The following is a 19,354-nucleotide window of genomic DNA, read 5'->3' as shown; positions in this document are numbered from 1 at the left end:
CCCCGGACCGTAACTCCGCCTTCACCTCAATAGTTGCGCTGCGGCCTACCCACCTAAGCCGTTCACCATGCACAGTCGCGGTCATGAGAATGAATGCAGTGGCCCCTCCTGAATGGACCCCGATTTTGATCTTGTTGTCCTTGGGGCTGGCTCCGGAGGCCTGGCCGCCGCCAAGCGGGCAGCGCGTCATGGTGCCAAGGTCGCGATCGTCGAGGGCGACAGAGTTGGCGGGACCTGTGTGATCCGGGGCTGTGTCCCCAAAAAGCTTTTGGTGTACGGCGCCAGGGCACGTCACCACCTCAGGGATGCGCCTTCCTATGGGATCAGCGTTGGCTCGGTGGATTCGGACATCAGCGACCTGCTGCAACGCGTGCGCGCTGAAGTGAATCGTCTCAACACGCTGCACATCAACTTTCTCGAAAAGGCCGGAGTGGAGCTCATTCGCGGCTGGGGACGCCTGACCGGTCCTAACAGCATCGGAATCGCGTCAGAACGTGATGGACCGGTGGAGCGGCAACTCACGGCTACCAGAGTTTTGATTGCTGTAGGCGGACGTCCAGCGCGTCCGGCCTTGCCTGGCATCGATCACGCCTGGATCAGCGACGACATGTTCGAGCTGAAGACCTATCCGAAGTCCGTGGTTGTGGCGGGTGCAGGATTCATCGCCTGTGAATTCGCTTGCATCCTCCGGGGACTGGGTCTCTCGGTGACGGTTGTGGTACGCGGAGAGCGTCTGTTGCGCGGGTTCGATCAGGAGCTTGCCGATGCTGTTCTTGAGGGGATGCGGGACAGCGGCATCCACGTGCAATTCGGCGTGACTATTCAATCCATCCAGGGGGAGCCGGGCGATCTCAGGGTGGATTTATCCGATGGGCTCACCATTCCCTGTGGCGGTGTGTTGATGGCCACAGGGCGTCGACCTTGGCTGGAGGGGCTTGGTCTTGAGTGTGCTGGCGTTCGTCTGGAGGATGGCCGCATCCCCGTGGATCCTGATCAGTGCACGAATGTCCCCCACATCTATGCCGTTGGGGATGTCACCGATCGCGTCAACCTCACGCCTGTCGCAATCGATGAAGGAAGGGCCTTCGCAGACACTGTTTACGGAGGTCGCCCCCGTCGGGTCAACCATGATCTGGTTGCCATGGCTGTGTTCAGCGACCCTGAGCTCGCGTCGGTGGGTCTTTCAGAAGAGCAGGCCTGCGAACGCTTCGGGCGCGACGGAATCACGGTGCATCGAGCCCGTTTTCGTTCGATGGAAAGGTCTCTGCCAGCCGATGGTTCCCGTTGTCTGCTCAAACTGATCGTGGATCAGTCCAGTGATCGCGTCGTTGGGTGCCACATGGTGGGCGAGCATGCTGCCGAAATCATTCAGATGGCGGCGATCCCACTGGGTATGGGTGCCACCAAGGCGGACTTTGACCGCACCATGGCGCTGCATCCCTCCGTTTCCGAGGAATTCGTCACGATGGGTTGAACCGGTGGATCTGCCTGATCAGCCAGCGGTCGATTGCCCGCCTCCTGTTGATGTAGGGGGGCAGGTGGTGTCTGCGCCGATGACCTCAAAGGTTCAAGAGAAGCCGCCATCCGTGGCCGCTCGCACACAGGAGGCCACACCACTGCAGGCCGCTGACGAGCTGCCACCCGCCGAGGTCATGGCGATCAACGCCAATTCGATCAAGGCGTTCAGGCAACAAGCCATGGGTGTGCCGATCTGGCCCAAGGAGCTTGGTCCGAAACAGGAGGCCGTGGAGTGGCGCGAGCTGTCCCTGGAGGACTTCCAAGGGCGTTCCGCCAAAGAACTTCACAACACGGCGGTATCGATGGAATCAGCCACCTATCAACTCAAAGTTTTTGGTGACAGGGTTTTGATCCTCAAAACACCTCTGAATCCGTAGCCATTGCCGCTCTCGGGAGACGAAGCCTCAATTGAAAAGTTAAAACGCATTAATAAATTTTTACCACTGTGGTCCTCCTGCTCATCGCCTCCTTGCTGGGGGTGAACATTGTGCATGGCGGGGATTGGTGCCGCTCGCAGCCGGCGGGGGTGGGGAATTATGCCCCTGATCGATCGGAGATCAATCTCTGTGTTGATCGCATTCGGTCCAATTTGCTTCGCCAGCCCAAGCCTTGAAGCAAATCAGCTAAGCCAGCTTCGCGGCAAGGCGCAGGGCGAGCGCGATCACGGTGAGCCCAGGCCCGACACTTGGACAACTAGGGAAAGCGCTGGCATCGGCGACATAAAGATTCTCAAGTTCGTGGCAGCGCCCGTCTGAGTTCAAGACCGATGTGGCTGAATCGTTGCCCATGCGGCACGACCCGCATCCGAAGCCCACAACGCTCAACGGCGCCTCCCCACGCGCGTGGGTGGGGGCCTTCAACACCACCTTGGTCACCGGATCGTTCTCGACCGCCTTGAGGGTGTCGATCCAGCGGTAGACCAACCGATCGTGGGCCTCACGGTTGTTATGGATGTAGTTGATCCGGATCTGGTCGTTGTGCAGCCAGATCTTGTTGTGGGGATCCGGCATCACCTCGGTCATCGCCCACCAGGCAACGGAACGTGAGGCCAAGCGTTCCAGGCCGAAGTCTGGAATCAATTTGCTCACCAGGGAGAGCACCGGCGGCGATTCGGCGAAGAGAGCATCCTGCAGGACCCCTCCGGCGGTCTGGATATGGCCGAGCGGGAAACTGACGTTCTTGTCTCCCCAGTAGTAGTACGTTGATCCCCAGGGAGCGTCCGTAGCGGCCGTTGTTGCGTTCGGTGGCCAGCTGCAGAATTGATGTGAGCTGCAGATTCATCAGGTTGCGGCCCACCTGGTCCGAGCCGTTGCTGATGCCTTTGGGGTGATGGGAGTTTGCGGAGCGCAGCAGGATCACGGGGGTGTTGACAGCTCCTGCGGCGAGCACCACCACATCAGCACGGAACAGCCAGGTATCTCCGTCAACCTCGGCCTCCACCCCTTTCACTTCCCGGCCAGAGGGGTTCACATGAAGGCGCAGCACCCTGGCGTTCTCGCGCAGGCTGAGACGTTTGTCGTCTCCGGCTTCAAGGCCAAACAGCTGGGCGTCTCCACTGGGGTCGTCCTTGTCATCAGACCAGCTGATCGGAATGTCATAGGGCTGGCATCCCTGTCGCTTCAGAGCGGCGCGAAGCGGCTCCAGAAACGTTTCAACCGGTTTTGGTTCGGAGTCGTAGGGACTGGAACGGCTCGGTTCTGTGGGGTCGACACCTGCCTGCCCGTGAACGCGATATAGCGCTTCAGCCTGTTCGTAGAACGGAGCGAGTTCGTTGTAATCAAATGGCCATGCTGGGGAGACGCCCTCCTGCAACGGCACTTCAGTGAAGTCCTTTTCGCGCATGCGCTCAAGCACGGCGCCCCAGATTTTGGTGTTGCCACCACGGGCGTAGGTGGTCTGCGGGGCGAAGGGATCGCCATCTGGACCAAACCAGCGCTCGTTTTTGGGGTGGTAGCGATCCTTGCGAAACAGATCGACATCCGCCACGTTTTGATCCTCAAGAGCCATGGCACCGCCACGCTCAAGCACAAGAACATTCTTTCCTGCCTTGCTGAGGGCCCCGGCCAGGGTGCCGCCGCCAGCACCGCTGCCGATAACGATGACGTCGTAATGATGGTCGTCGATGATCATGGGATTACTGCCAGACGTAGATGAGGAGGAAGAGGATGATCCAGATCACATCGACGAAATGCCAGAACAGGCTCACTGAAGCGACACCCATTTCGCCTTTGTCGTAGTTACCGGGACGGAAGGAGCGCGCCAGCATCAGGCCCATCAGCAGGATTCCGGTGATGACATGCAGGCCGTGGAAGCCAGTCAGCAGATAGAACAAACCACCGAACACACCACTGCCGAGGCTGAAAGTGAGTTCGGACCATTCGACGTATTGGCCGTAGACGAAGTAGGAGCCCATCGCCATGGTGAGCAGCCATACCGCGCGGAATCCCCAGAGGTTGCCTTTGTGCAGATAACGCTCGGCGAAATAGGCCACGAAACTGGAGCTCACCAAGACCACGCTGTTGATCAGGGGCATGCGCACCTCGAGCCCTTCAACACCGTCCGGCAGCCACTGCGGGGCGGTGAGTTTGAGCACGGCATAGCCAGCGAAGAACGCCAGGAAGATGACACTTTCGGAGCAGAGGAAGATCACGAAACCGGTCATGTTGTGACCGTCGTGCTTCACATGGCCAGGGGTGTGGTTGAGCGAAAGGTCCGGGTTGACGCTGGTCATCGGGTCAGGCCTCCTGAGAGCGGCGGATATAAAACTCCTCGTCTTCGACGAGTGGGTGGCCCAGGCCGTAGCCATAGGGCTCGCTGATCACCGTGGGGATGTCGTCCTCGAAGTTCTCAGCCGGTGGCGGTGAGGGAAGCAGCCACTCAAGACCGATGGCTCGCCAGGGATTGGGAGGAGCCTTCGGCCCCCTCGCCCATGAGCTCACCATGTTGAGGATGAAGGGAATCGAAGCGACGCCGAGCATGAAGGCACCGATACTGCCCAGGACGTTCCAGATGGCGAATTCCGGGTCATAGGAGGCCACACGACGGGGCATCCCGAGCAAGCCGGCCCAGTGAATCGGCAACCAGTTCAGTGTGGCCCCGATGAAGGTGAGCGCGAAATGCACTTTGCCCAGGCCTTCGTAGTACATCCGCCCGGTGAATTTCGGGAACCAGTGGTAGATGCCGGCGAACACCCCGAACCCGATCGTGTTGAAAATCACGTAGTGGAAGTGGGCAACAACAAATGCGGTGTTGCCAACGTGAATGTCGATCGGCACCGTGGCCAGCATCACGCCGGTGATGCCGGCAAAGATAAAGTTGAACAGGCCTCCGAGGCAAAACAGCATCGGCGTGTTCAGGCGAAGGTTGCCCCTCCAGAGAGTGCCCAGCCAGGCGAATACCTTCACGCCTGTGGGAACGGCGATCAGCATCGTGGTGAACATGAAGATATGGCGCATCCAGTTCGGCGTGCCGGTATAGAACATGTGGTGGGCCCACACGATCAGGCTGAGAAAAGTGATGCCAAAGGAGGCAATCGCCACGAAGCGATAGCCGAAGAGCGGCTTGCGGGCATACACCGGGAACAGTTCGGAGAAGATCCCGAACACAGGCAAGACCAGCACGTACACAGCCGGGTGGGAATAGAACCAGAAGAAGTGCTGGAAGAGCACCGGATCGCCGCCGCCCTCAGGCCGGAAAAAGCTGGTGCCGAAGCTCAGGTCGAACAGCAGCATCACGGCACCACCGGTGAGGGCCGGCAGGCCGATCAGCTGAATCGTCTGGGCGGCCCAGGCGGTCCAGACGAACACCGGCATCTTGAAAAAGCCCATCCCGGGGGCCCGCATCCGGATGATCGTCGTCACAAAGTTGACGGCTCCCATGATTGAGGAGATGCCTGACAACGCCACCGCCAGGATCCAGAGGAACTCTCCGTTGATGAAATGCCCCAGCGGGTTCTGCAGGCTCATTGGCGGATAGGACCACCATCCCGAGGAGGCTGGACCTCCGGGAGCGAAGAAGCTGCCCATCAGCACCACGGCGAACACCGGCACCAGCCAGAAGGCGGCGGCGTTCAGCTTTGGGAACGCCATGTCCGGTGCGCCGATCATCGTGGGGATCAACAGGTTGTTGAAGCCGTTGAGGATCGGGAACAGAAACAGGAACAGCATCACCGTTCCATGCATCGTGTAAAGGCCGTTGTAGACACTCGGATCCACCAGATCAGCCGGCGGTGTGATCAGCTCACCGCGCACGATCATGGCCAGCAGGCCTCCCACCAGCAGGAAGAACAGCGAGGTGGCGATGTACTGGATGCCGATCACCTTGGCATCGGTGTTGAAGCTGAAGAAGCGCTTCCAGTTGTCCGGCGCACCGGGCACCGGATGGGGCGCCTTGAGGACGCGTGGGTCGTAATTGGTGGTTGTCATGGCACGTCTCAGGCGTCGTGGGGAATCGAGGGATCCCCTGGGTCATTCACCATCGGGGCTGGAGCAGGCGGCACCGTGGCCCAGCCCTTGTCACCGCGGGCAATTCGGCGGTCGTACAACACACGTCCGGGATCGAGTCCGGGTTGCAGGGGCTTTTTGGCGGTCGCCTTCAGCCAATCGCCATACGCCTCATCGGATTCGACGATGACGTCGGTCTGGTTCTGGGAGAAGTAGGCGCCGCTGAACATGGCGTCCCGTAGCCGAAAGCGGCCCTGTTTCGTCGGCGTGAGGCTGTAGGAAATGATGCTGCCGGGGATGATGTCTTGCTTGAGGCGAAAGGCCGGGACGAAGAAACTGTGCAGCACGTCTTCCGAGATCAACCGGAAATTGACGCGCTGATCAACCGGCAGATGCAGCTCTGAACTGCGCACCCCATTGGGATAGACAAATTCCCAACTCCACTGGCGGGCAATCACATCGATCGGGCCCACGTCTGCGATTGGATCGGCTTCCATCAAAGCCGTTGGATCGGTGCCGATGGCGTACTTGTGCTTCGGACCAAGGTTCTGAAGCTTCATGTTGACGTTCATCGTGTAGGCGGCGATCGCGAAGACCGTCACCAAGGGGATGATCGTCCAGATGATTTCGAGCTTGGTATTGCCTTCGATCGGAGCACCGTCGCTTTCGTCGTACTTGTCTGCCCGGTTGAACAACAGCACCCAGCCCATCACGCCGGTGCAGCCGAAGAAAATGAAGGAGCCGATCGCGGTCTCCAGTGCGAACAGGTCGTCGACGTAGGGCGCTGCAGTGGAGGCTTGAGGTGGAAACCAGCTGTAGGACCAGTTTCCCATCAACTTGGCAATCACCAGATTGATCGCCACGGCCATCGTGATGATCACGATGGCGCCGATGTTCGGTCCCTGTTTGGGAGCAGTCGAGGTCATGGCAGCACCTCATTGAGATCAGCACCGGCAGCGAGAAGCTGGTCAGCGGTGATGTGGACGCCGAAATCGCTGGCGAGCCAGGCTCCAAGACTGCCGTGCAGTCCCATCAACACAAGCATTGAGGCTCCTGCCAAGAGGTAAAGCCAGGTGACCTGGCGACCGAAGTCCTTCCGCCAGACGAAGCGCTGATAGCCGCGCCAGACGGTCATGGCGACGATCACCAGCAGGATGGCAACGCCTCCGATGGCGTGCCAGAGCATGGTGTCGATCGCGGTTTGGCCGAGAATGCTGCGGATGCCAGGCAGCGGCACAGCCAGCAACATTTCATAGAAACCGGCGGCCACCGTGAAAAAGGTGATGCCGCTGCAGGCCACCAGGTTGTACCAGCCCACATCGTGGAAGCCGCTTCGGGTGACCGGCAGGGCCAGAAAGCGGAAGATCCGCTTCTCCAGGGGGTAGAACGCGCCGGCGAAGTCAAAGGCGATGCCGATGGCGAACAGACCAATTGTCAGATGCACCAGATTCGGGTGCAGGGGGATGGCGTAGGGAAGATCGTTGGCACCAAGCGAGTCGCTGATCTCATTGATCGGCGAGCTGATGGAGGCGATCAGGGTCACGACAGCACCCCCTGACGAATCGCATCCACCACGGGCACTGTGTGTAAGCCATAAACCCACACCAACTTGTCTCCCAGATACACCTGTGCAAATACGAGCCCGGCCAAGACGAAGTCGATTGCCAGAAACCCCTTCGGCAGCACCGTTGGGTCCTTCTGACGAGCGACGTAGCGCCAGCCGGTCAGCAAGGCCAGAACACCGGCCAGAGACCAGCCAATGGTGCTGTGGTAATTAAGGATGTCCCTCGACGCTCCGTAGGGATTGGCAAGACCGGCTTCGACCTGACCAAAAATGATGGCGACAAAGATTGCCACCGTGGCAACAAGTAGATTCCAGAAGCTGACTTCAAACAGATTCTTCTTTCGGGTGACAACGCCAATCACGTCGAACACAACAGTGATCAGCGCCATGGAGATCACGAAGTGAACGACGATCGGATGAATGACGTCGAGCCAGGGAAGATTCTTGTCGTTTAGGGGAGGAAGCAGCTCGAGCATCGGCAAGCCGAGCGACGCCCTCAAAGCATGGACATTAAAAATCGAGTGGTCAGCCCCTGATGAGGAAATACAACTTGATTTGTCCCACCACCTAACCGATCAGGTGATCTGGGCGACATGAGGCTTCAACCGGTCTTTTTCAGGCGTAAATGAATCAAAACCTGTGTGGCGATCACCACCACAAAGATGGGAAGCACCAGGCAAAGCGCCGCCAACCGAAATTCGTCCTGCCAAGAGGCCAGCGCTGTTCTGGGCAGGACGTTGTCCGTGAGATAAACGATGTAGCCCGTGAGCAGAATCGCTCCCTCAATCCTGGAAATGCTGCGCCGAGACCAAAAAATCGGTAGGCAAACCAGGGTGGCGATCATCATCACGGGCAAATCCTCGGTAATGAGTTCCCCGGTGACCTGCAGCCCCGCATTGCCGCTGACTGCGGCACAGCCTCCGAGCACCATCAACAGATTCAGCAGGCAGCTGCCAACGACGTTTCCGACAGCCAGATCGGTCCGACCCTTCATGGTGGCGACGACCGATGTGATCAGTTCCGGGGTTGATGTGCCCGTCGCCACAATGGTTAGACCAATCACGGCGGTGGGAACGTTTAGGTATATAGCCGCTGCACTTGCTCCGCTTACCAGTGTTCTGGAGCCGAGCACAAGCAGTGTGATGCCGGCGACCAGTTGGATCAGGGCGATCACAAGGGCGCGACTCTTTCCAGTCGTTGCCGGGAGAGGTGTTTCAGCTTTTTGATCCTCTGCGTGGTGGTCTTCTCTGGCTGTACGGATTTCCCAGACGGTGTTGATCAGGAGTCCGATCAGCAGGGCGACACCGGCCTGCCAGGTCATCCGTCCGGCAGAGGCCATCCCCCAGGCTGCCGAAGAAATGGCCAGCAGCACTGGAACATCTCTACGCACCAGGCGGTTCTCGACACGAAGAGGTAAGACCAGTGCTGAACAGCCCAGCACAACAAGAATGTTGAAAATATTGCTGCCCACCACGTTGCTGACGGCCAGATCGTCCGCGCCCTGGAGAATCGAGCTGACGCTGACGAACAGCTCCGGAGCACTCGTGCCGAAGGACACCACGGTGAGGCCGATCACCAGCTGGGGGATTCTGCAGAGCGTGGCCAGGGTGACCGACCCTTTGACGAACTGATCTCCTCCAAGGAACAGCAGCAGGATGCCTCCAATTACCTCAAGCGAGTACTGGAGAAATTGGGGCACCTCGGGCATCCGGATTCGCGAGGGAGAGTTGGGCCGATTCTGCTCTGCCGGCAAAGCGACCTAAGGTTCACCCTCCCGAGCCAGTGGACCACTCTTGCTGAACCGCATCAACGCCACCAACATCCGCGGTGACGTCTTTGGCGGCCTCACAGCTGCAGTGATCGCCCTGCCGATGGCTCTTGCCTTCGGCATCGCCGTCGGCAATGCATCCGGAGCGCCGGAAGTGGGTGCTGCGGCTGGCCTCTGGGGGGCCGTGATCATTGGTCTCGTCGCCTCTCTTTTCGGAGGGACTCCCACCCTGATTTCGGAACCCACCGGTCCGATGACGGTGGTATTCACCTCTGTGGTGATCAGTTTCGCCAGCACGGCGGAGAGCCCACAAAAAGCTCTGGCGATGGCCTTCACCGTGGGGGTGTTGGCTGGCATTTTTCAGATTCTGTTCGGCCTGTTTCGGCTGGGCCGTTACATCACAATGATGCCGTACACGGTGATCTCGGGCTTCATGTCCGGCATCGGCATCATCCTCGTGTTGCTGCAGCTGGCTCCTTTCCTCGGACAGGACCCGACAGGCGGCGTGATGGGCACGCTGAGTCAGTTGCCGACTCTTGTCCAGGGCACCCGGCCAATGGAGCTGCTGCTGGCAGTGATCACCTTGGCCATCCTCTGGTTCCCCCCGGCAGGTCTGAAGAAGTTCTGCCCGCCTCAACTGCTGGCCCTGGTGGTCGGAACAGTTCTGGCCCTGACTGCTTTTCAAGGCGCAGGTCTGCGCACGATCCCTGAATTCTCAGCCAAGTTCCCAACCCTCAGCCTGCCGGATTTCTCTGGAGGCCAGATTCGAATGATGGTGGTGAATGCCGCCGTGTTGGGGATGCTTGGTTGCATCGACGCGTTGCTCACGTCGGTGGTGGCCGACAGCCTGACGCGAACGGAGCATGACTCCAACAAAGAGCTCATCGGTCAGGGCCTGGCCAATGTTGCTTCGGGTCTGTTCGGAGCGCTGCCTGGGGCTGGAGCCACGATGGGAACGGTGGTCAATATCCAGGCAGGGGGACGCACAGCTCTCTCCGGAGTTGTGAGGGCCATGGTTCTGATGCTGGTGGTGCTTCTGGCTGCCCCGTTTGCCTCACGCATTCCCCTAGCGGTGTTGGCCGGCATTGCGCTCAAGGTCGGCATCGACATCATCGACTGGGAATTCTTGAAGCGGGCCCATCACCTGTCTCTCAAGGCAGCGGTGATCACCTATGGGGTGATTCTGCTCACGGTGCTGGTGGATCTGATCACCGCAGTGGGGATTGGTGTGTTTGTGGCCAATGTGCTCACGATCGACCGGATGAGTGCCCTGCAATCCAGACGCGTGAAGACCATCAGCACCACCGATGACGATGTGGAGCTCAGCTCCGAGGAGCAGTCGCTTCTCGATCAGGCGGCGGGCAAGGTTTTGCTGTTCCAGCTGGCAGGTCCGATGATCTTCGGTGTGGCCAAGGCGATTTCGCGTGAGCACAACGCCATTGCCAACTGCAAGGCGGTGGTGTTCGACCTGTCAGAGGTTTCCCACCTTGGTGTCACAGCGGCAATCGCCCTCGAGAATGCAGTGAAGGAAGCGATCGAGGTGGGGCGCCAGGTGTTCATGGTGGGAGCAACGGGAAGCACGGAAAACCGTCTTCGCAAGCTCAAGCTTCTCGATCGCCTGCCTGCGGAGAACATCACCCCTGATCGTCTTCAAGCCCTCAGCCTGGCGGTGGGCTCTCTGCCGTCGACCGCCCGGAATGCCTGACCGTCTCACTCTGATCGCTCCGGACGACTGGCACGTTCACTTGAGGGATGGGGTGATGCTGGACAAGGTTGTAGCCCACACCGCTCGCCTGTTTCGTCGGGCGATCGTGATGCCAAATCTCAAGCCGCCGGTGACAACCACAGCGGCGGCCGATGCCTATCGCGAGCGGATTCGATCGGCCTGCCCAGACGATCTGGACTTTGAGCCGCTGATGACGGCGTACCTCACAGATTCCACCGACCCAGCCGATCTCGAACAGGGTTTTCTCAGTGGTGTGTTCACGGCGGCGAAGCTGTATCCCGCCAACGCCACAACGAATTCCGCTGCTGGTGTGACTGACCTGCAGACGATCAGCGATGTTCTCTCCTGCATGCAGCGCATCGGCATGCCGTTGCTGATCCATGGCGAGCTCACCGATCCGACGGTGGATGTGTTTGATCGTGAGGCGGGATTCATCGACCAACATCTCAGGCCCCTGTTGAAGCGTTTCCCTGACCTGAGGGTGGTCTTCGAACACATCACCACAGAGGAGGCCGTTGAGATCGTGACCTCGACGGAAGCCAATCTGGCGGCCACCATCACGCCTCATCATCTCCACATCAATCGAAACGCGATGTTCGCTGGAGGCTTGAGAAGTGATTTTTACTGTCTGCCGGTGGCCAAGAGGGAACGGCACCGTCTTGCCCTGCGGCGAGCAGCCACCAGCGGTGATCCAAGATTTTTTCTGGGAACCGATTCGGCGCCGCACTCCCGGGAATCGAAGGAGACCTCCTGTGGTTGCGCCGGCATCTTCAATGCTCCCAATGCTCTTGAGAGCTATGCCCAGGTGTTCGAACAGGAGGGGGCGCTGGATCGACTGGAGGGTTTCACCAGTCGCCATGGCCCTGCCTTTTACCGATTACCCGTGAACAACCAGCAGATCACACTCGAACGTGTTGATCAATTGATTCCAGAGCTTGTGGATGGCCTGGTGCCCTTCCATGCTGGAGAAATACTCTCCTGGAAACTGTCCCCATGCACCTGATCAAGTTCAGCTCTGAGGATTGCGGTACCTGCCATCGCATGAGTCACTACGACGGCAAGGTGGCTGAAGAACTGGGCTGCAGCTTTGTTTCCGTCATGCTCCAGGACACGGAGGCCTATCGCAAATACCGGAAAATCCTTCTGGCCCAATACCCGAACAAGGAAGGAATGGGTTGGCCAACTTATCTTCTGGTGACGGATCCTGAGGGGGAATTCGCCATTCACGGTGAGCTGAAGGGTGGTATGCAGAAAGGTGAATTTCGGGAGAAGCTTCGTGCCCTTCTGCCTGCTGGCTAGGAATAACGATTCAGTTGCGTGATCATTTTTGAGACGATGGCAGTCCATCCGGTTTGATGGCTTGCGCCCAAACCTCTGCCGTTGTCTCCATGGAAATATTCATTGAAATGAATCAGATCTCGCCAGTGACGATCATCGTTGAAATATGATGTTGATCCATTGAATGGTCGTGAGCCAGTTTTCTGCCTCCTGAAAAGATTGATTAACCGCTCCTCGAGTTTGAGAGAGATCTCCCAAAGATTCAACCTGGTTCCAGAGCCGGTTGGGAATTCCATTTGAAAGTCGTCGCCGAAATAGTGGGCATATTTCTGCAGGGCTTCGATGATCAGATAATTGATTGGCAGCCAAACGGGACCTCTCCAGTTGGAGTTACCTCCAAACATTGGTACAGGACTATCTGCAGGGCTGTAATTAATCGTTCCTTCTTCATCGCCTTCACGATATGTGTATGGATTCTTATCGTAGTGCTTGGATAATCCTCTGATTCCATATGGTGACAGGAATTCTTGTTCGTCAAAGACGCGTCGGAGAATCCTTTCGAGGCGACTCTTCGGGACCAGTGAGTAAAGAATGCGGTCTTGATGCCATTCGCCAAGATAATCGAGCTCTGGGAAAGGTTCCCCTCGATCAATAGCACGTTGTTTCAGGATTGGTTGAATATCAAGCATGGGAAATTGCTGGGTCGTTTCATGATCAAATGAAGCCACCGCCAGTAAGGGAATCAGTCCTGCAAGAGATCTTGTTCTGAGGTAATCAGCGCTTCCGTCCAACCGATAAAGCACGTCGTAATAGAAACCATCCTGTTCGTCCCAGCACACATAGCTGCGCCCATCATCGGAATTCAGGGCGTAGGCAAGTTTCCAGAAATCCTTGATGAAGCGACCAATCGAATCGCTGTAGCCCCTCTGCTCGCGACCGATTTCGACCGCAATTTCCAGCATGTTGAGGCTGTACATTCCCATCCAGGATGTGCCGTCAGGCTGCTCAATCGTGCTGCCGTCCTGCAGCGGTTTTGATCGATCAAAGATCGCGATGTTGTCGAGTCCGAGAAAGCCACCATCAAACATGCTGTCCTTATTCAGATCGGTTCGATTGGCCCACCAGCCGTAATCAAGTAGCAATTTTCGGTAATCAGAAGCCAGGTTATCAAGGCATGCTGTTTTCTCCCTCTTCTTTTCAATCTGATGAATTCTCAGTGTTGCCCATGCCCCGATCGGAGGATTTGGATCTGAGAGCGACCATTCATAGGCCGGTGATTGTCCATTCGTTGCGATGTAGTTATGAGTCCTGAGAATGCCAGCCTGGCGCCGTGCTTCGTGCGGGTCATATTCGGCAAAGGCGACTGCATGGAACATCAGGTCCCACTGGCAGAAATAGGGATATTCCCAGGCATCAGGCATGGAGATGATGTCGCTGGCTTTCATGCTTCGCCAGTAGGCCTGATCGGTTTTCCATCGTTCTGCCGGTGGCGTTGGTCCCGTGGTGTCGCCGACCAGCCAACGATGAACAAACCAGTTGTAAACCTGTCGACCCCAGTAGAGGCCAGCCCCGGCTGCACTGTGAATGCGTCGATCATCCTCGCCAAGGTCGGGTGCCACCCAGTGCAAGAACTCTTGCCACTCGGCCTGGCGCTGCTCCACAAGCTGATCAAAATGCTGCGTGCCAAAGCGTTCCGTCGCGTCCTCCAGGCCTGATCTTCGAAGTCGCAGGTCCACCGTCCAGCTTTTGCCGCTTTCAATCAGTTGCTCGAGATGGAATGCGCTCTTGCTGCCGATTTGTTGAGGATTGATGGCAGCCTTGTCGCCGTCAATGAGATATCGGTGAAAAGCGTCCTTGACGTACGGGGATTGCAGAGGCTGGTTGTACAGCGATTCGGTATTGGTTTCATTGTCTGTGAACCAGAGGTCAGCGTTGTTCCTGCAGCGGAGTTCGTACGCAGGCAGAGAAGAGAGAGATGGTGTGACGATGGCCCCCTCAAGGGAGTGCATGGTTTGTTTTGACTCACCTTCTGTGCCCCAGCTCCAGGTGTTCCGCAGCCAGAGTTGGGGCAGTAGGTGGAGCGTTGCCGGCTCGGGGCCTCTGTTGGTCGCCGTCACCCTGATCAGGATGTCTTCGGGGTCGGCTTTGGCGTATTCAATGACAACATCGAAGTAGCGATCCTCTGAAAAGATGCCTGTGTCAATTAGTTCGAATTCCGGTTGAGAGCGATCTCTCTGCCGGTTTTCCTTTCGAAGCGTCTCGTAGGGGAAGGCGCGTTGGGGATATTTGTACAGCGCTTTGGCGTAACTGCCGGTAGGCGTTCCGGCCAAGTGAAACATGTAATCCTTGAGATCTTCCCCGTGGTTGCCTTCTGGGTTGCTCAGTCCGAAGAGACGTTCCTTGAGGATGGCGTCTTCGCCATTCCAGAGGGCCATCGCAAAGCAGATCAGCCCCTGCTCATCGCAGAGTCCTAGTAGTCCATCCTCACCCCAGCGGTAAGTCCGCTGATGGCTGTGGTCGAAGGGGAAATGATTCCATGCGTCGCCGTTGTGGGAGTAGTCCTCCCTAACTGTTCCCCACTGACGTTCAGAGAGATAGGTGCCCCAGAGATCCCAGTTGTATTCACCTGCGTCACGTTGCTTGCGACGTTGAATCTCAGCCGGTTCCGTCATCACCAAACTGGCCACCTTCACAAGGTAGTCAGCTGTTCAGAAGCTGCTTACGGGACGATTGGAGAAGAAGACCGATGGGGGCAGGGGGACTTGAACCCCCACAGGCCTTACGGCCCAAACGATTTTAAGTCGCGTGCGTCTACCGATTCCGCCACGCCCCCTTTGCGGCCATTCTAAATTTTGGTGAGTCGCAGGACCGCTTTGGATCTCCTGACCCTGCTGAACGGGATATCGCAGCAGAGCCTGCTCGCCATCGCTGCCTACGGGGTCCTTGCAGGTCTCTACCTGTTGGTCGTTCCCCTGGCGCTGTTTTTCTGGATGAACAAGCGCTGGCACCAGATGGGAAATATTGAACGTCTGCTCGTCTACGGATGCGTTTTTCTGTTCTTCCCGGGCATGGTGGTGTTCGCTCCGTTTTTGAATCTGCGTATGAGCGGACAGGGAGAGGTCTGAATTGACCCGCGCCAAGGTTCTTCTCATCGGACTGATCGTTCTGGCACTTGGGGGCGTTGGCTATCTCGGATTCGAGGCCCTCGGTGTTCGTGGTTTCTCAGCAGGAATTGCGGCTCAGTCGCTGTTGGTGCTGATTGTGGTTGTTTGGACAGGCTCTTATCTGTTCCGTGTTGTGACTGGGCAGATGACATACATGAATCAGCGTCGTCGTTACCGCGAGGTGTATGACGCCAAGGAGCGTGAGGATCTCGAAGCCCGGTTCGATGCACTTCCCGAGGAAGAGCAACAGGCTCTCCTGCAACGGCTTGGTCTTGACGGGGATGATGTCAGGGCGGACTCATAGGCTCATCGGGTTGCTTCGACGTCGGCCGGGACATGCACGCCATCCATCAGCGTTTTGAACAACTGAAGCAGGAAGGCCGCATGGCATTGATGCCCTTTCTGATGGCTGGTGATCCTGATCTGGCGACCACGCGCGAGGTGTTGCTCGCCCTTCAACGGGGCGGGGCTGACATGGTGGAGCTCGGAATCCCCTACAGCGATCCGCTTGCAGATGGCCCTGTGATTCAGGCCGCTGCCAGCCGAGCACTTCATGCCGGTACAACTCCAGCCAAAGTCATGGAGATGTTGTCGACGCTTCCGGATGACTTTGACTTACCCCTCATTCTCTTTTCCTACAGCAATCCTCTGCTCAATCTTGGTATGCAGCGATTCTGTGAGCAGGCTGCTGGCGCTGGTGCATCAGGGTTGGTGATTCCCGATCTCCCCCTGGAAGAAGCAGATCGTCTTTCACCGATTGCAACACAGCATGGTCTTGATCTGGTCCTGCTTGTTGCGCCCACCACTCCGGAAGCTCGGATGGCCAGAATCGCTGAGAGCAGCCGAGGTTTCACTTACCTCGTCAGTGTGACGGGTGTCACCGGTGAGCGCGCTCAGATGGAAACCAGAGTTGAGGGACTGGTGCAGCAGCTGAAACAAAGTTCACCAGTTCCTGTTGCCGTTGGTTTCGGTATTTCAGGACCAGAACAGGTCAAACAGGTTCGTCGTTGGGGGGCTGACGGTGCGATTGTTGGCAGCGCTCTCGTCAAAAGGATGGCGGCGGCGGGAGCAGCCAACATGGCCTCAGAGGCAGAAAGCTTTTGCCGCGAACTTCGGGAGGCATGTCATTGATCTTGCTTGGGCGAGATCATGATTGGCCTTCGGTAACATAAAAAAAGCCCCGACATCAGTCGGGGCATCAGGTTTTCTAGAGATCAGCTGATCAGATTGGGTGCACCCTCTGATCACTCTTCATCTTCGTCAGAACCGCCGACGGGTACCAGACGAATCTGTTTGCGTCCGAGCTTGATTTCAAACTCGTCTCCAGGCTTGAGATCCAACAGGGCGGTGTAAGCCTTACCAATCAACAGATTGCCATTGCCTTGAACAGTGGCGACGTAGCTCAGTTTGCGTCCACCTTTGCCTACACCAGCAACACCACCGATTCCAAGGCTTACACCTTTGGCATCAAGAAGTGCTTCATAAAAAGCGGTGAAGTTTAAACGGTCGCCACCATCTTTCTTATTCGAGACGTAGCCACAGGCGCGCACCAGATCAGACTTGCTGACATCACCCAATTCCTTGACTTTGTTGAGGAGATCGCTCCCAGTGAGCATTGTTTTGAATTAACGCAACATAATCAACATAGCGTTATGGCCTGCCTGTATGCCATCCTTTCACGGAAATTGTTCTCACGGATTGGATCTTTCCTATGGCACGTTTCGTTCTCTGGGGCACGTATTGCTCAAATGCTCTTGAGAAGCGAACACCTTTTCGTGAAGAGCATCTCTCCCGCCTGAAGTCTCTTAAGCAGCAGGGGACCTTGATCACACTGGGCCCAACAGAGGGGAGTACCCATGTGTTTGGAATCTTCGAAGCGGAGAATCTGACAACTGTGCGCGACCTTGTCGAGTCAGATGTCTACTGGAAGCAGGGAATCTGGACGAATGTTGAGGTTTATCCCTGGATCCAAGCGTTCTGAGCTTGCAGCCAGACCCATTCTGCGACCAACTGATCACCTAACTCTCCAAGCTCTGTTCCATATCCCCCCATTTGGCCAATACCGTTGCGTGCGATAGCTGCGATTGCTTCAGGAGATGCAATATCACGTCGCTCGAGAGCAGCCAGTTTCAGGGTGCGCCCTCGGCGAATGATGTTGCCTCCATGGGGATGACAAGCAGCGCAGTGAAGATCAAATAGTGCGGAGCCTTCAGTCAGGATCGGTTCCGCTCGTGCTGCCGAGCATGTGAAAGCAATCATGCTGATCGTCAGAACGACAACGACGAGAAGCGCTTTCATCAATGAGGCATTGCTGCAATCAGTTTGTTACACCTGTCGGCTGGGAGCGTTGGTAGCGCTGCAACAGCTCCTCAGGAGAGCGATAGCTCTGAGGCAGGGATCTGTGGAGCCGTTCCAGATAATCCCAGCACAGGGTCCGTCGGATCGATTCGACATCACGCCCCATGGTCACGAGCTGACGAAGAGCCTGGCAATAGCTGGGAAATCCGGCCTCGAGATCTCCGATGGTGAGTACTTTGGTTGCAGGTGGCATGGTCTTGTCGATCAGCATCTCCTGACTTTCTTCGCAATCCAGGCCATTCGTCTGTCGTCAGGATCACGCCTTTGCAAGACCGGTTGTCCCCAATGCCAGAAGAGGATCTGATCCGGTTTCTCGAGAAGGTCGCGCAACTTCAAGACCTCGTGCAGAGCCTCGACGGACATCCTGATCGCCGCGAACAGCTGGCTTGCTGCGCCAGCCACAACGAAGTGGTGATGCTCTCCAAAGCCTGGGGGTATGACATCGGTCGACGCTGGGGCGAGCAGCCAGCAGAGTCTGAGCTGAGTCCTAGCAATTTGTTCAATCAGCCGCTGCCAGATGAAGGTAAGGAGTTCGAACTACAGATTCAGCAGGGAAGCAGCTGGACCCTCAAGCTGATTCGTTCCAATCGCTTTCAGTCTCCAAAGGGATCATGGCTTGATCAGGATGACCATGAGTGGGTGATGGTGCTCAGAGGGAGCGCCCGGATCCGATGCACGGGACCCGACCGGATTGTTGACCTCAGCGTTGGCGACCATCTCCATCTTCCGCCGCATCGACTTCATCGTGTGGAGAGAACGGATCCTGATCCGGGAACTCTCTGGCTCGCTTTGCATTGGCGTGATTCCGTGTCTGAGGGATCGCCCGTCTGACCAGCCAGTAGGCGGCTGCCAGTGACAGTGTTGCAATCCCCAGACCGAAAAGAAGCTGGGGTTTGTCTTCCGCTCCGGAGGGCAGAACGATCACCTTGCGTGCAACGGCGGTGAGTGCGGTGACGAGAACCAGCTCGATCTGCACAACATGGCGGCGCAGATAGCTGGTGATGTTTTGCAGCACCTCGAGGGCGATCAGCACAGTCAGGAGATCTCCCAGCACCTTGATCAGGTCATCTCCCAGCCAATTCGCTCCCGTGCCTAAAAGAAGCTTGTTGCCAAGCAGGAGAATCAGCTGAATCAGGGCAGCGGCAATCACCACCCCGGTGATCATCGTGAGAATCCTGGCGACGAACCGTTCTCCGGCGTCCACCAGTGACAGAAAGCCAGTTCGGCGCTGACGTTGATTCACGTAGAAAATCAGTCCTTGAACGGGTTGTAGTACGGCCGTGCCGGGGTATCCCAGGCTGGGTTAACCACCTTGGTGTCGCAGGTGATCGATCCGTCTGTCGCCGTGATGCAGTTGGTCGGCACGATCTCGCTCTGCTTGCCGACAGCACTGCTGGGACCAAGCAACCAACCCTCCGTTTGTGCCAAACCGTCGCCGGCTGTCAGGACCGGAAGGCCCAGGATCAGAACCAGTGAGGAAAACAATCTGGGCACGAGCGTGTTCTCTTCTTGGAGACCACCACTTTGCCGTTGATC

21 protein-coding genes, 1 tRNA gene and 2 pseudogenes are annotated in these 19,354 nt (G+C 57.4%); 10 read left to right on the top strand and 14 right to left on the bottom strand.

Annotation, left to right across the window (positions count from 1 at the left end):
- Positions 1 to 112: 112 nt before the first annotated feature.
- Together gorA and SYN9616_RS0106740 are read left to right on the top strand one after the other, a co-directional pair.
- On the top strand, positions 113 to 1,474 hold the full coding sequence (gene gorA / locus SYN9616_RS0106745) for a glutathione-disulfide reductase (RefSeq protein WP_028952419.1): 1,362 nt from the start codon (positions 113 to 115) through the stop codon (positions 1,472 to 1,474).
- Between the two features lie 4 nt (positions 1,475 to 1,478).
- Entirely contained in the window at positions 1,479 to 1,895 is a 417-nt protein-coding gene (locus tag SYN9616_RS0106740) for a hypothetical protein (RefSeq protein WP_028952418.1), read from the top strand.
- 246 nt (positions 1,896 to 2,141) lie between these two features.
- Here SYN9616_RS0106740 and SYN9616_RS15380 read toward each other — a convergent pair.
- The 7 genes and pseudogenes from SYN9616_RS15380 to SYN9616_RS0106700 all read right to left on the bottom strand — a co-directional run bounded on the left by SYN9616_RS15380 (position 2,142) and on the right by SYN9616_RS0106700 (position 9,223).
- Positions 2,142 to 3,648: pseudogene (locus SYN9616_RS15380) on the bottom strand (GMC oxidoreductase).
- A gap of 4 nt (positions 3,649 to 3,652) precedes the next feature.
- Positions 3,653 to 4,249 carry a heme-copper oxidase subunit III gene (locus SYN9616_RS0106725; RefSeq protein WP_028952417.1) on the bottom strand — a complete coding sequence of 199 codons (597 nt, stop codon included), beginning with the start codon at positions 4,247 to 4,249 and terminating at the stop codon, positions 3,653 to 3,655.
- A gap of 4 nt (positions 4,250 to 4,253) precedes the next feature.
- Entirely contained in the window at positions 4,254 to 5,942 is a 1,689-nt protein-coding gene (locus SYN9616_RS0106720; RefSeq protein WP_028952416.1) for a cbb3-type cytochrome c oxidase subunit I, read from the bottom strand.
- Positions 5,943 to 5,950: 8 nt separating this feature from the next.
- A complete protein-coding gene (locus SYN9616_RS0106715; protein ID WP_028952415.1) occupies positions 5,951 to 6,886 on the bottom strand; it encodes a cytochrome c oxidase subunit II in 936 nt (311 codons plus the stop codon).
- Positions 6,883 to 7,503, bottom strand: a complete 621-nt coding sequence (locus SYN9616_RS0106710) for a DUF2231 domain-containing protein (RefSeq protein ID WP_028952414.1) — start codon at positions 7,501 to 7,503, stop codon at positions 6,883 to 6,885. The genes SYN9616_RS0106715 and SYN9616_RS0106710 overlap by 4 nt, the downstream gene beginning before the upstream one ends.
- Positions 7,500 to 8,000, bottom strand: a complete 501-nt coding sequence (locus tag SYN9616_RS0106705) for a DUF2231 domain-containing protein (RefSeq protein WP_028952413.1) — start codon at positions 7,998 to 8,000, stop codon at positions 7,500 to 7,502. Before SYN9616_RS0106705 ends, SYN9616_RS0106710 begins: the two co-directional genes overlap by 4 nt.
- A gap of 125 nt (positions 8,001 to 8,125) precedes the next feature.
- Positions 8,126 to 9,223, bottom strand: a complete 1,098-nt coding sequence (locus tag SYN9616_RS0106700) for a calcium/sodium antiporter (RefSeq protein WP_028952412.1) — start codon at positions 9,221 to 9,223, stop codon at positions 8,126 to 8,128.
- A gap of 94 nt (positions 9,224 to 9,317) precedes the next feature.
- Between SYN9616_RS0106700 and SYN9616_RS0106695 the strand changes: the two genes are divergently transcribed.
- Genes SYN9616_RS0106695 through SYN9616_RS0106685 form a run of 3 tightly spaced genes read left to right on the top strand, consistent with a single transcriptional unit; the run spans position 9,318 to position 12,317 of the window.
- A complete protein-coding gene (locus SYN9616_RS0106695; protein ID WP_028952411.1) occupies positions 9,318 to 10,997 on the top strand; it encodes a SulP family inorganic anion transporter in 1,680 nt (559 codons plus the stop codon).
- The gene (pyrC, locus tag SYN9616_RS0106690; RefSeq protein ID WP_028952410.1) at positions 10,990 to 12,021 is read left to right on the top strand and encodes a dihydroorotase; all 1,032 of its coding nucleotides are present in this window, start codon (positions 10,990 to 10,992) and stop codon (positions 12,019 to 12,021) included. Before SYN9616_RS0106695 ends, pyrC begins: the two co-directional genes overlap by 8 nt.
- Positions 12,012 to 12,317 carry a thioredoxin family protein gene (locus tag SYN9616_RS0106685; protein ID WP_028952409.1) on the top strand — a complete coding sequence of 102 codons (306 nt, stop codon included), beginning with the start codon at positions 12,012 to 12,014 and terminating at the stop codon, positions 12,315 to 12,317. Before pyrC ends, SYN9616_RS0106685 begins: the two co-directional genes overlap by 10 nt.
- On the opposite strand, the gene SYN9616_RS0106680 is transcribed toward SYN9616_RS0106685, so the two are convergent.
- Both SYN9616_RS0106680 and SYN9616_RS0106675 read right to left on the bottom strand, forming a co-directional pair.
- Entirely contained in the window at positions 12,314 to 14,968 is a 2,655-nt protein-coding gene (locus SYN9616_RS0106680) for a glucosidase (protein ID WP_037991366.1), read from the bottom strand. The genes SYN9616_RS0106685 and SYN9616_RS0106680 overlap by 4 nt on opposite strands.
- Before the next feature lie 75 nt (positions 14,969 to 15,043).
- Positions 15,044 to 15,129 (bottom strand) — tRNA-Leu (locus tag SYN9616_RS0106675).
- Positions 15,130 to 15,169: 40 nt separating this feature from the next.
- Here SYN9616_RS0106675 and SYN9616_RS0106670 point away from each other — a divergent pair.
- From SYN9616_RS0106670 to trpA, 3 genes are read left to right on the top strand one after another with little or no spacing between them, the layout of a single operon-like run.
- Positions 15,170 to 15,421, top strand: a complete 252-nt coding sequence (locus SYN9616_RS0106670; protein ID WP_028952407.1) for an NAD(P)H-quinone oxidoreductase subunit L — start codon at positions 15,170 to 15,172, stop codon at positions 15,419 to 15,421.
- A gap of 1 nt (position 15,422) precedes the next feature.
- On the top strand, positions 15,423 to 15,764 hold the full coding sequence (locus tag SYN9616_RS0106665; RefSeq protein WP_028952406.1) for a DUF3007 family protein: 342 nt from the start codon (positions 15,423 to 15,425) through the stop codon (positions 15,762 to 15,764).
- Between the two features lie 32 nt (positions 15,765 to 15,796).
- Complete coding sequence (gene trpA / locus SYN9616_RS0106660; RefSeq protein ID WP_028952405.1) at positions 15,797 to 16,591, top strand: tryptophan synthase subunit alpha; 795 nt, start codon at positions 15,797 to 15,799, stop codon at positions 16,589 to 16,591.
- Between the two features lie 113 nt (positions 16,592 to 16,704).
- Here trpA and SYN9616_RS0106655 read toward each other — a convergent pair whose 3' ends face one another.
- On the bottom strand, positions 16,705 to 17,076 hold the full coding sequence (locus SYN9616_RS0106655; RefSeq protein ID WP_028952404.1) for an AbrB family transcriptional regulator: 372 nt from the start codon (positions 17,074 to 17,076) through the stop codon (positions 16,705 to 16,707).
- Positions 17,077 to 17,171: 95 nt separating this feature from the next.
- Here SYN9616_RS0106655 and SYN9616_RS0106650 point away from each other — a divergent pair, with 95 nt between their 5' ends.
- Positions 17,172 to 17,441 carry a YciI family protein gene (locus SYN9616_RS0106650; RefSeq protein WP_028952403.1) on the top strand — a complete coding sequence of 90 codons (270 nt, stop codon included), beginning with the start codon at positions 17,172 to 17,174 and terminating at the stop codon, positions 17,439 to 17,441.
- On the opposite strand, the gene SYN9616_RS0106645 is transcribed toward SYN9616_RS0106650, so the two are convergent.
- A complete protein-coding gene (locus SYN9616_RS0106645; RefSeq protein WP_028952402.1) occupies positions 17,417 to 17,758 on the bottom strand; it encodes a c-type cytochrome in 342 nt (113 codons plus the stop codon). The two genes, SYN9616_RS0106650 and SYN9616_RS0106645, sit on opposite strands and share 25 nt — an antisense overlap.
- Before the next feature lie 19 nt (positions 17,759 to 17,777).
- Entirely contained in the window at positions 17,778 to 18,029 is a 252-nt protein-coding gene (locus SYN9616_RS0106640) for a DUF3136 domain-containing protein (protein WP_369791926.1), read from the bottom strand.
- Between the two features lie 74 nt (positions 18,030 to 18,103).
- On the opposite strand from SYN9616_RS0106640, the pseudogene SYN9616_RS16435 reads away from it, so the two are divergent.
- Positions 18,104 to 18,556, top strand: a pseudogene (locus SYN9616_RS16435) (Nif11 domain/cupin domain-containing protein); the annotation flags it as partial.
- Here SYN9616_RS16435 and SYN9616_RS0106630 read toward each other — a convergent pair.
- Positions 18,519 to 19,061 carry a phosphate-starvation-inducible PsiE family protein gene (locus tag SYN9616_RS0106630; protein WP_037990772.1) on the bottom strand — a complete coding sequence of 181 codons (543 nt, stop codon included), beginning with the start codon at positions 19,059 to 19,061 and terminating at the stop codon, positions 18,519 to 18,521. The pseudogene SYN9616_RS16435 and the gene SYN9616_RS0106630 overlap by 38 nt on opposite strands.
- Positions 19,062 to 19,069: 8 nt before the next feature.
- Positions 19,070 to 19,303, bottom strand: coding sequence for a hypothetical protein (locus SYN9616_RS0106625; protein WP_232200669.1), 234 nt, complete (start codon positions 19,301 to 19,303; stop codon positions 19,070 to 19,072).
- Positions 19,304 to 19,354 lie beyond the last annotated feature (51 nt).

This window comes from Synechococcus sp. CC9616, from assembly GCF_000515235.1.
GTDB lineage: Bacteria > Cyanobacteriota > Cyanobacteriia > PCC-6307 > Cyanobiaceae > Parasynechococcus.
The sequence above is the reverse complement of the archived record's forward strand: the minus strand, read 5'-3'. Positions and strand labels throughout refer to the sequence as shown.

Excerpts from the sequence above, each read along its gene's own strand:
- gorA (WP_028952419.1), top strand. The coding sequence starts at position 113 with ATGGACCCCGATTTTGATCTTGTTGTCCTTGGGGCTGGCTCCGGAGGC.
- SYN9616_RS0106725 (WP_028952417.1), bottom strand. The coding sequence starts at position 4,249 with ATGACCAGCGTCAACCCGGACCTTTCGCTCAACCACACCCCTGGCCAT.
- SYN9616_RS0106720 (WP_028952416.1), bottom strand. The coding sequence starts at position 5,942 with ATGACAACCACCAATTACGACCCACGCGTCCTCAAGGCGCCCCATCCG.
- SYN9616_RS0106715 (WP_028952415.1), bottom strand. The coding sequence starts at position 6,886 with ATGACCTCGACTGCTCCCAAACAGGGACCGAACATCGGCGCCATCGTG.
- SYN9616_RS0106705 (WP_028952413.1), bottom strand. The coding sequence starts at position 8,000 with ATGCTCGAGCTGCTTCCTCCCCTAAACGACAAGAATCTTCCCTGGCTC.
- pyrC (WP_028952410.1), top strand. The coding sequence starts at position 10,990 with ATGCCTGACCGTCTCACTCTGATCGCTCCGGACGACTGGCACGTTCAC.
- SYN9616_RS0106685 (WP_028952409.1), top strand. The coding sequence starts at position 12,012 with ATGCACCTGATCAAGTTCAGCTCTGAGGATTGCGGTACCTGCCATCGC.
- SYN9616_RS0106680 (WP_037991366.1), bottom strand. The coding sequence starts at position 14,968 with ATGACGGAACCGGCTGAGATTCAACGTCGCAAGCAACGTGACGCAGGT.
- trpA (WP_028952405.1), top strand. The coding sequence starts at position 15,797 with ATGCACGCCATCCATCAGCGTTTTGAACAACTGAAGCAGGAAGGCCGC.
- SYN9616_RS0106655 (WP_028952404.1), bottom strand. The coding sequence starts at position 17,076 with ATGCTCACTGGGAGCGATCTCCTCAACAAAGTCAAGGAATTGGGTGAT.
- SYN9616_RS0106650 (WP_028952403.1), top strand. The coding sequence starts at position 17,172 with ATGGCACGTTTCGTTCTCTGGGGCACGTATTGCTCAAATGCTCTTGAG.
- SYN9616_RS0106645 (WP_028952402.1), bottom strand. The coding sequence starts at position 17,758 with ATGAAAGCGCTTCTCGTCGTTGTCGTTCTGACGATCAGCATGATTGCT.
- SYN9616_RS0106640 (WP_369791926.1), bottom strand. The coding sequence starts at position 18,029 with ATGCTGATCGACAAGACCATGCCACCTGCAACCAAAGTACTCACCATC.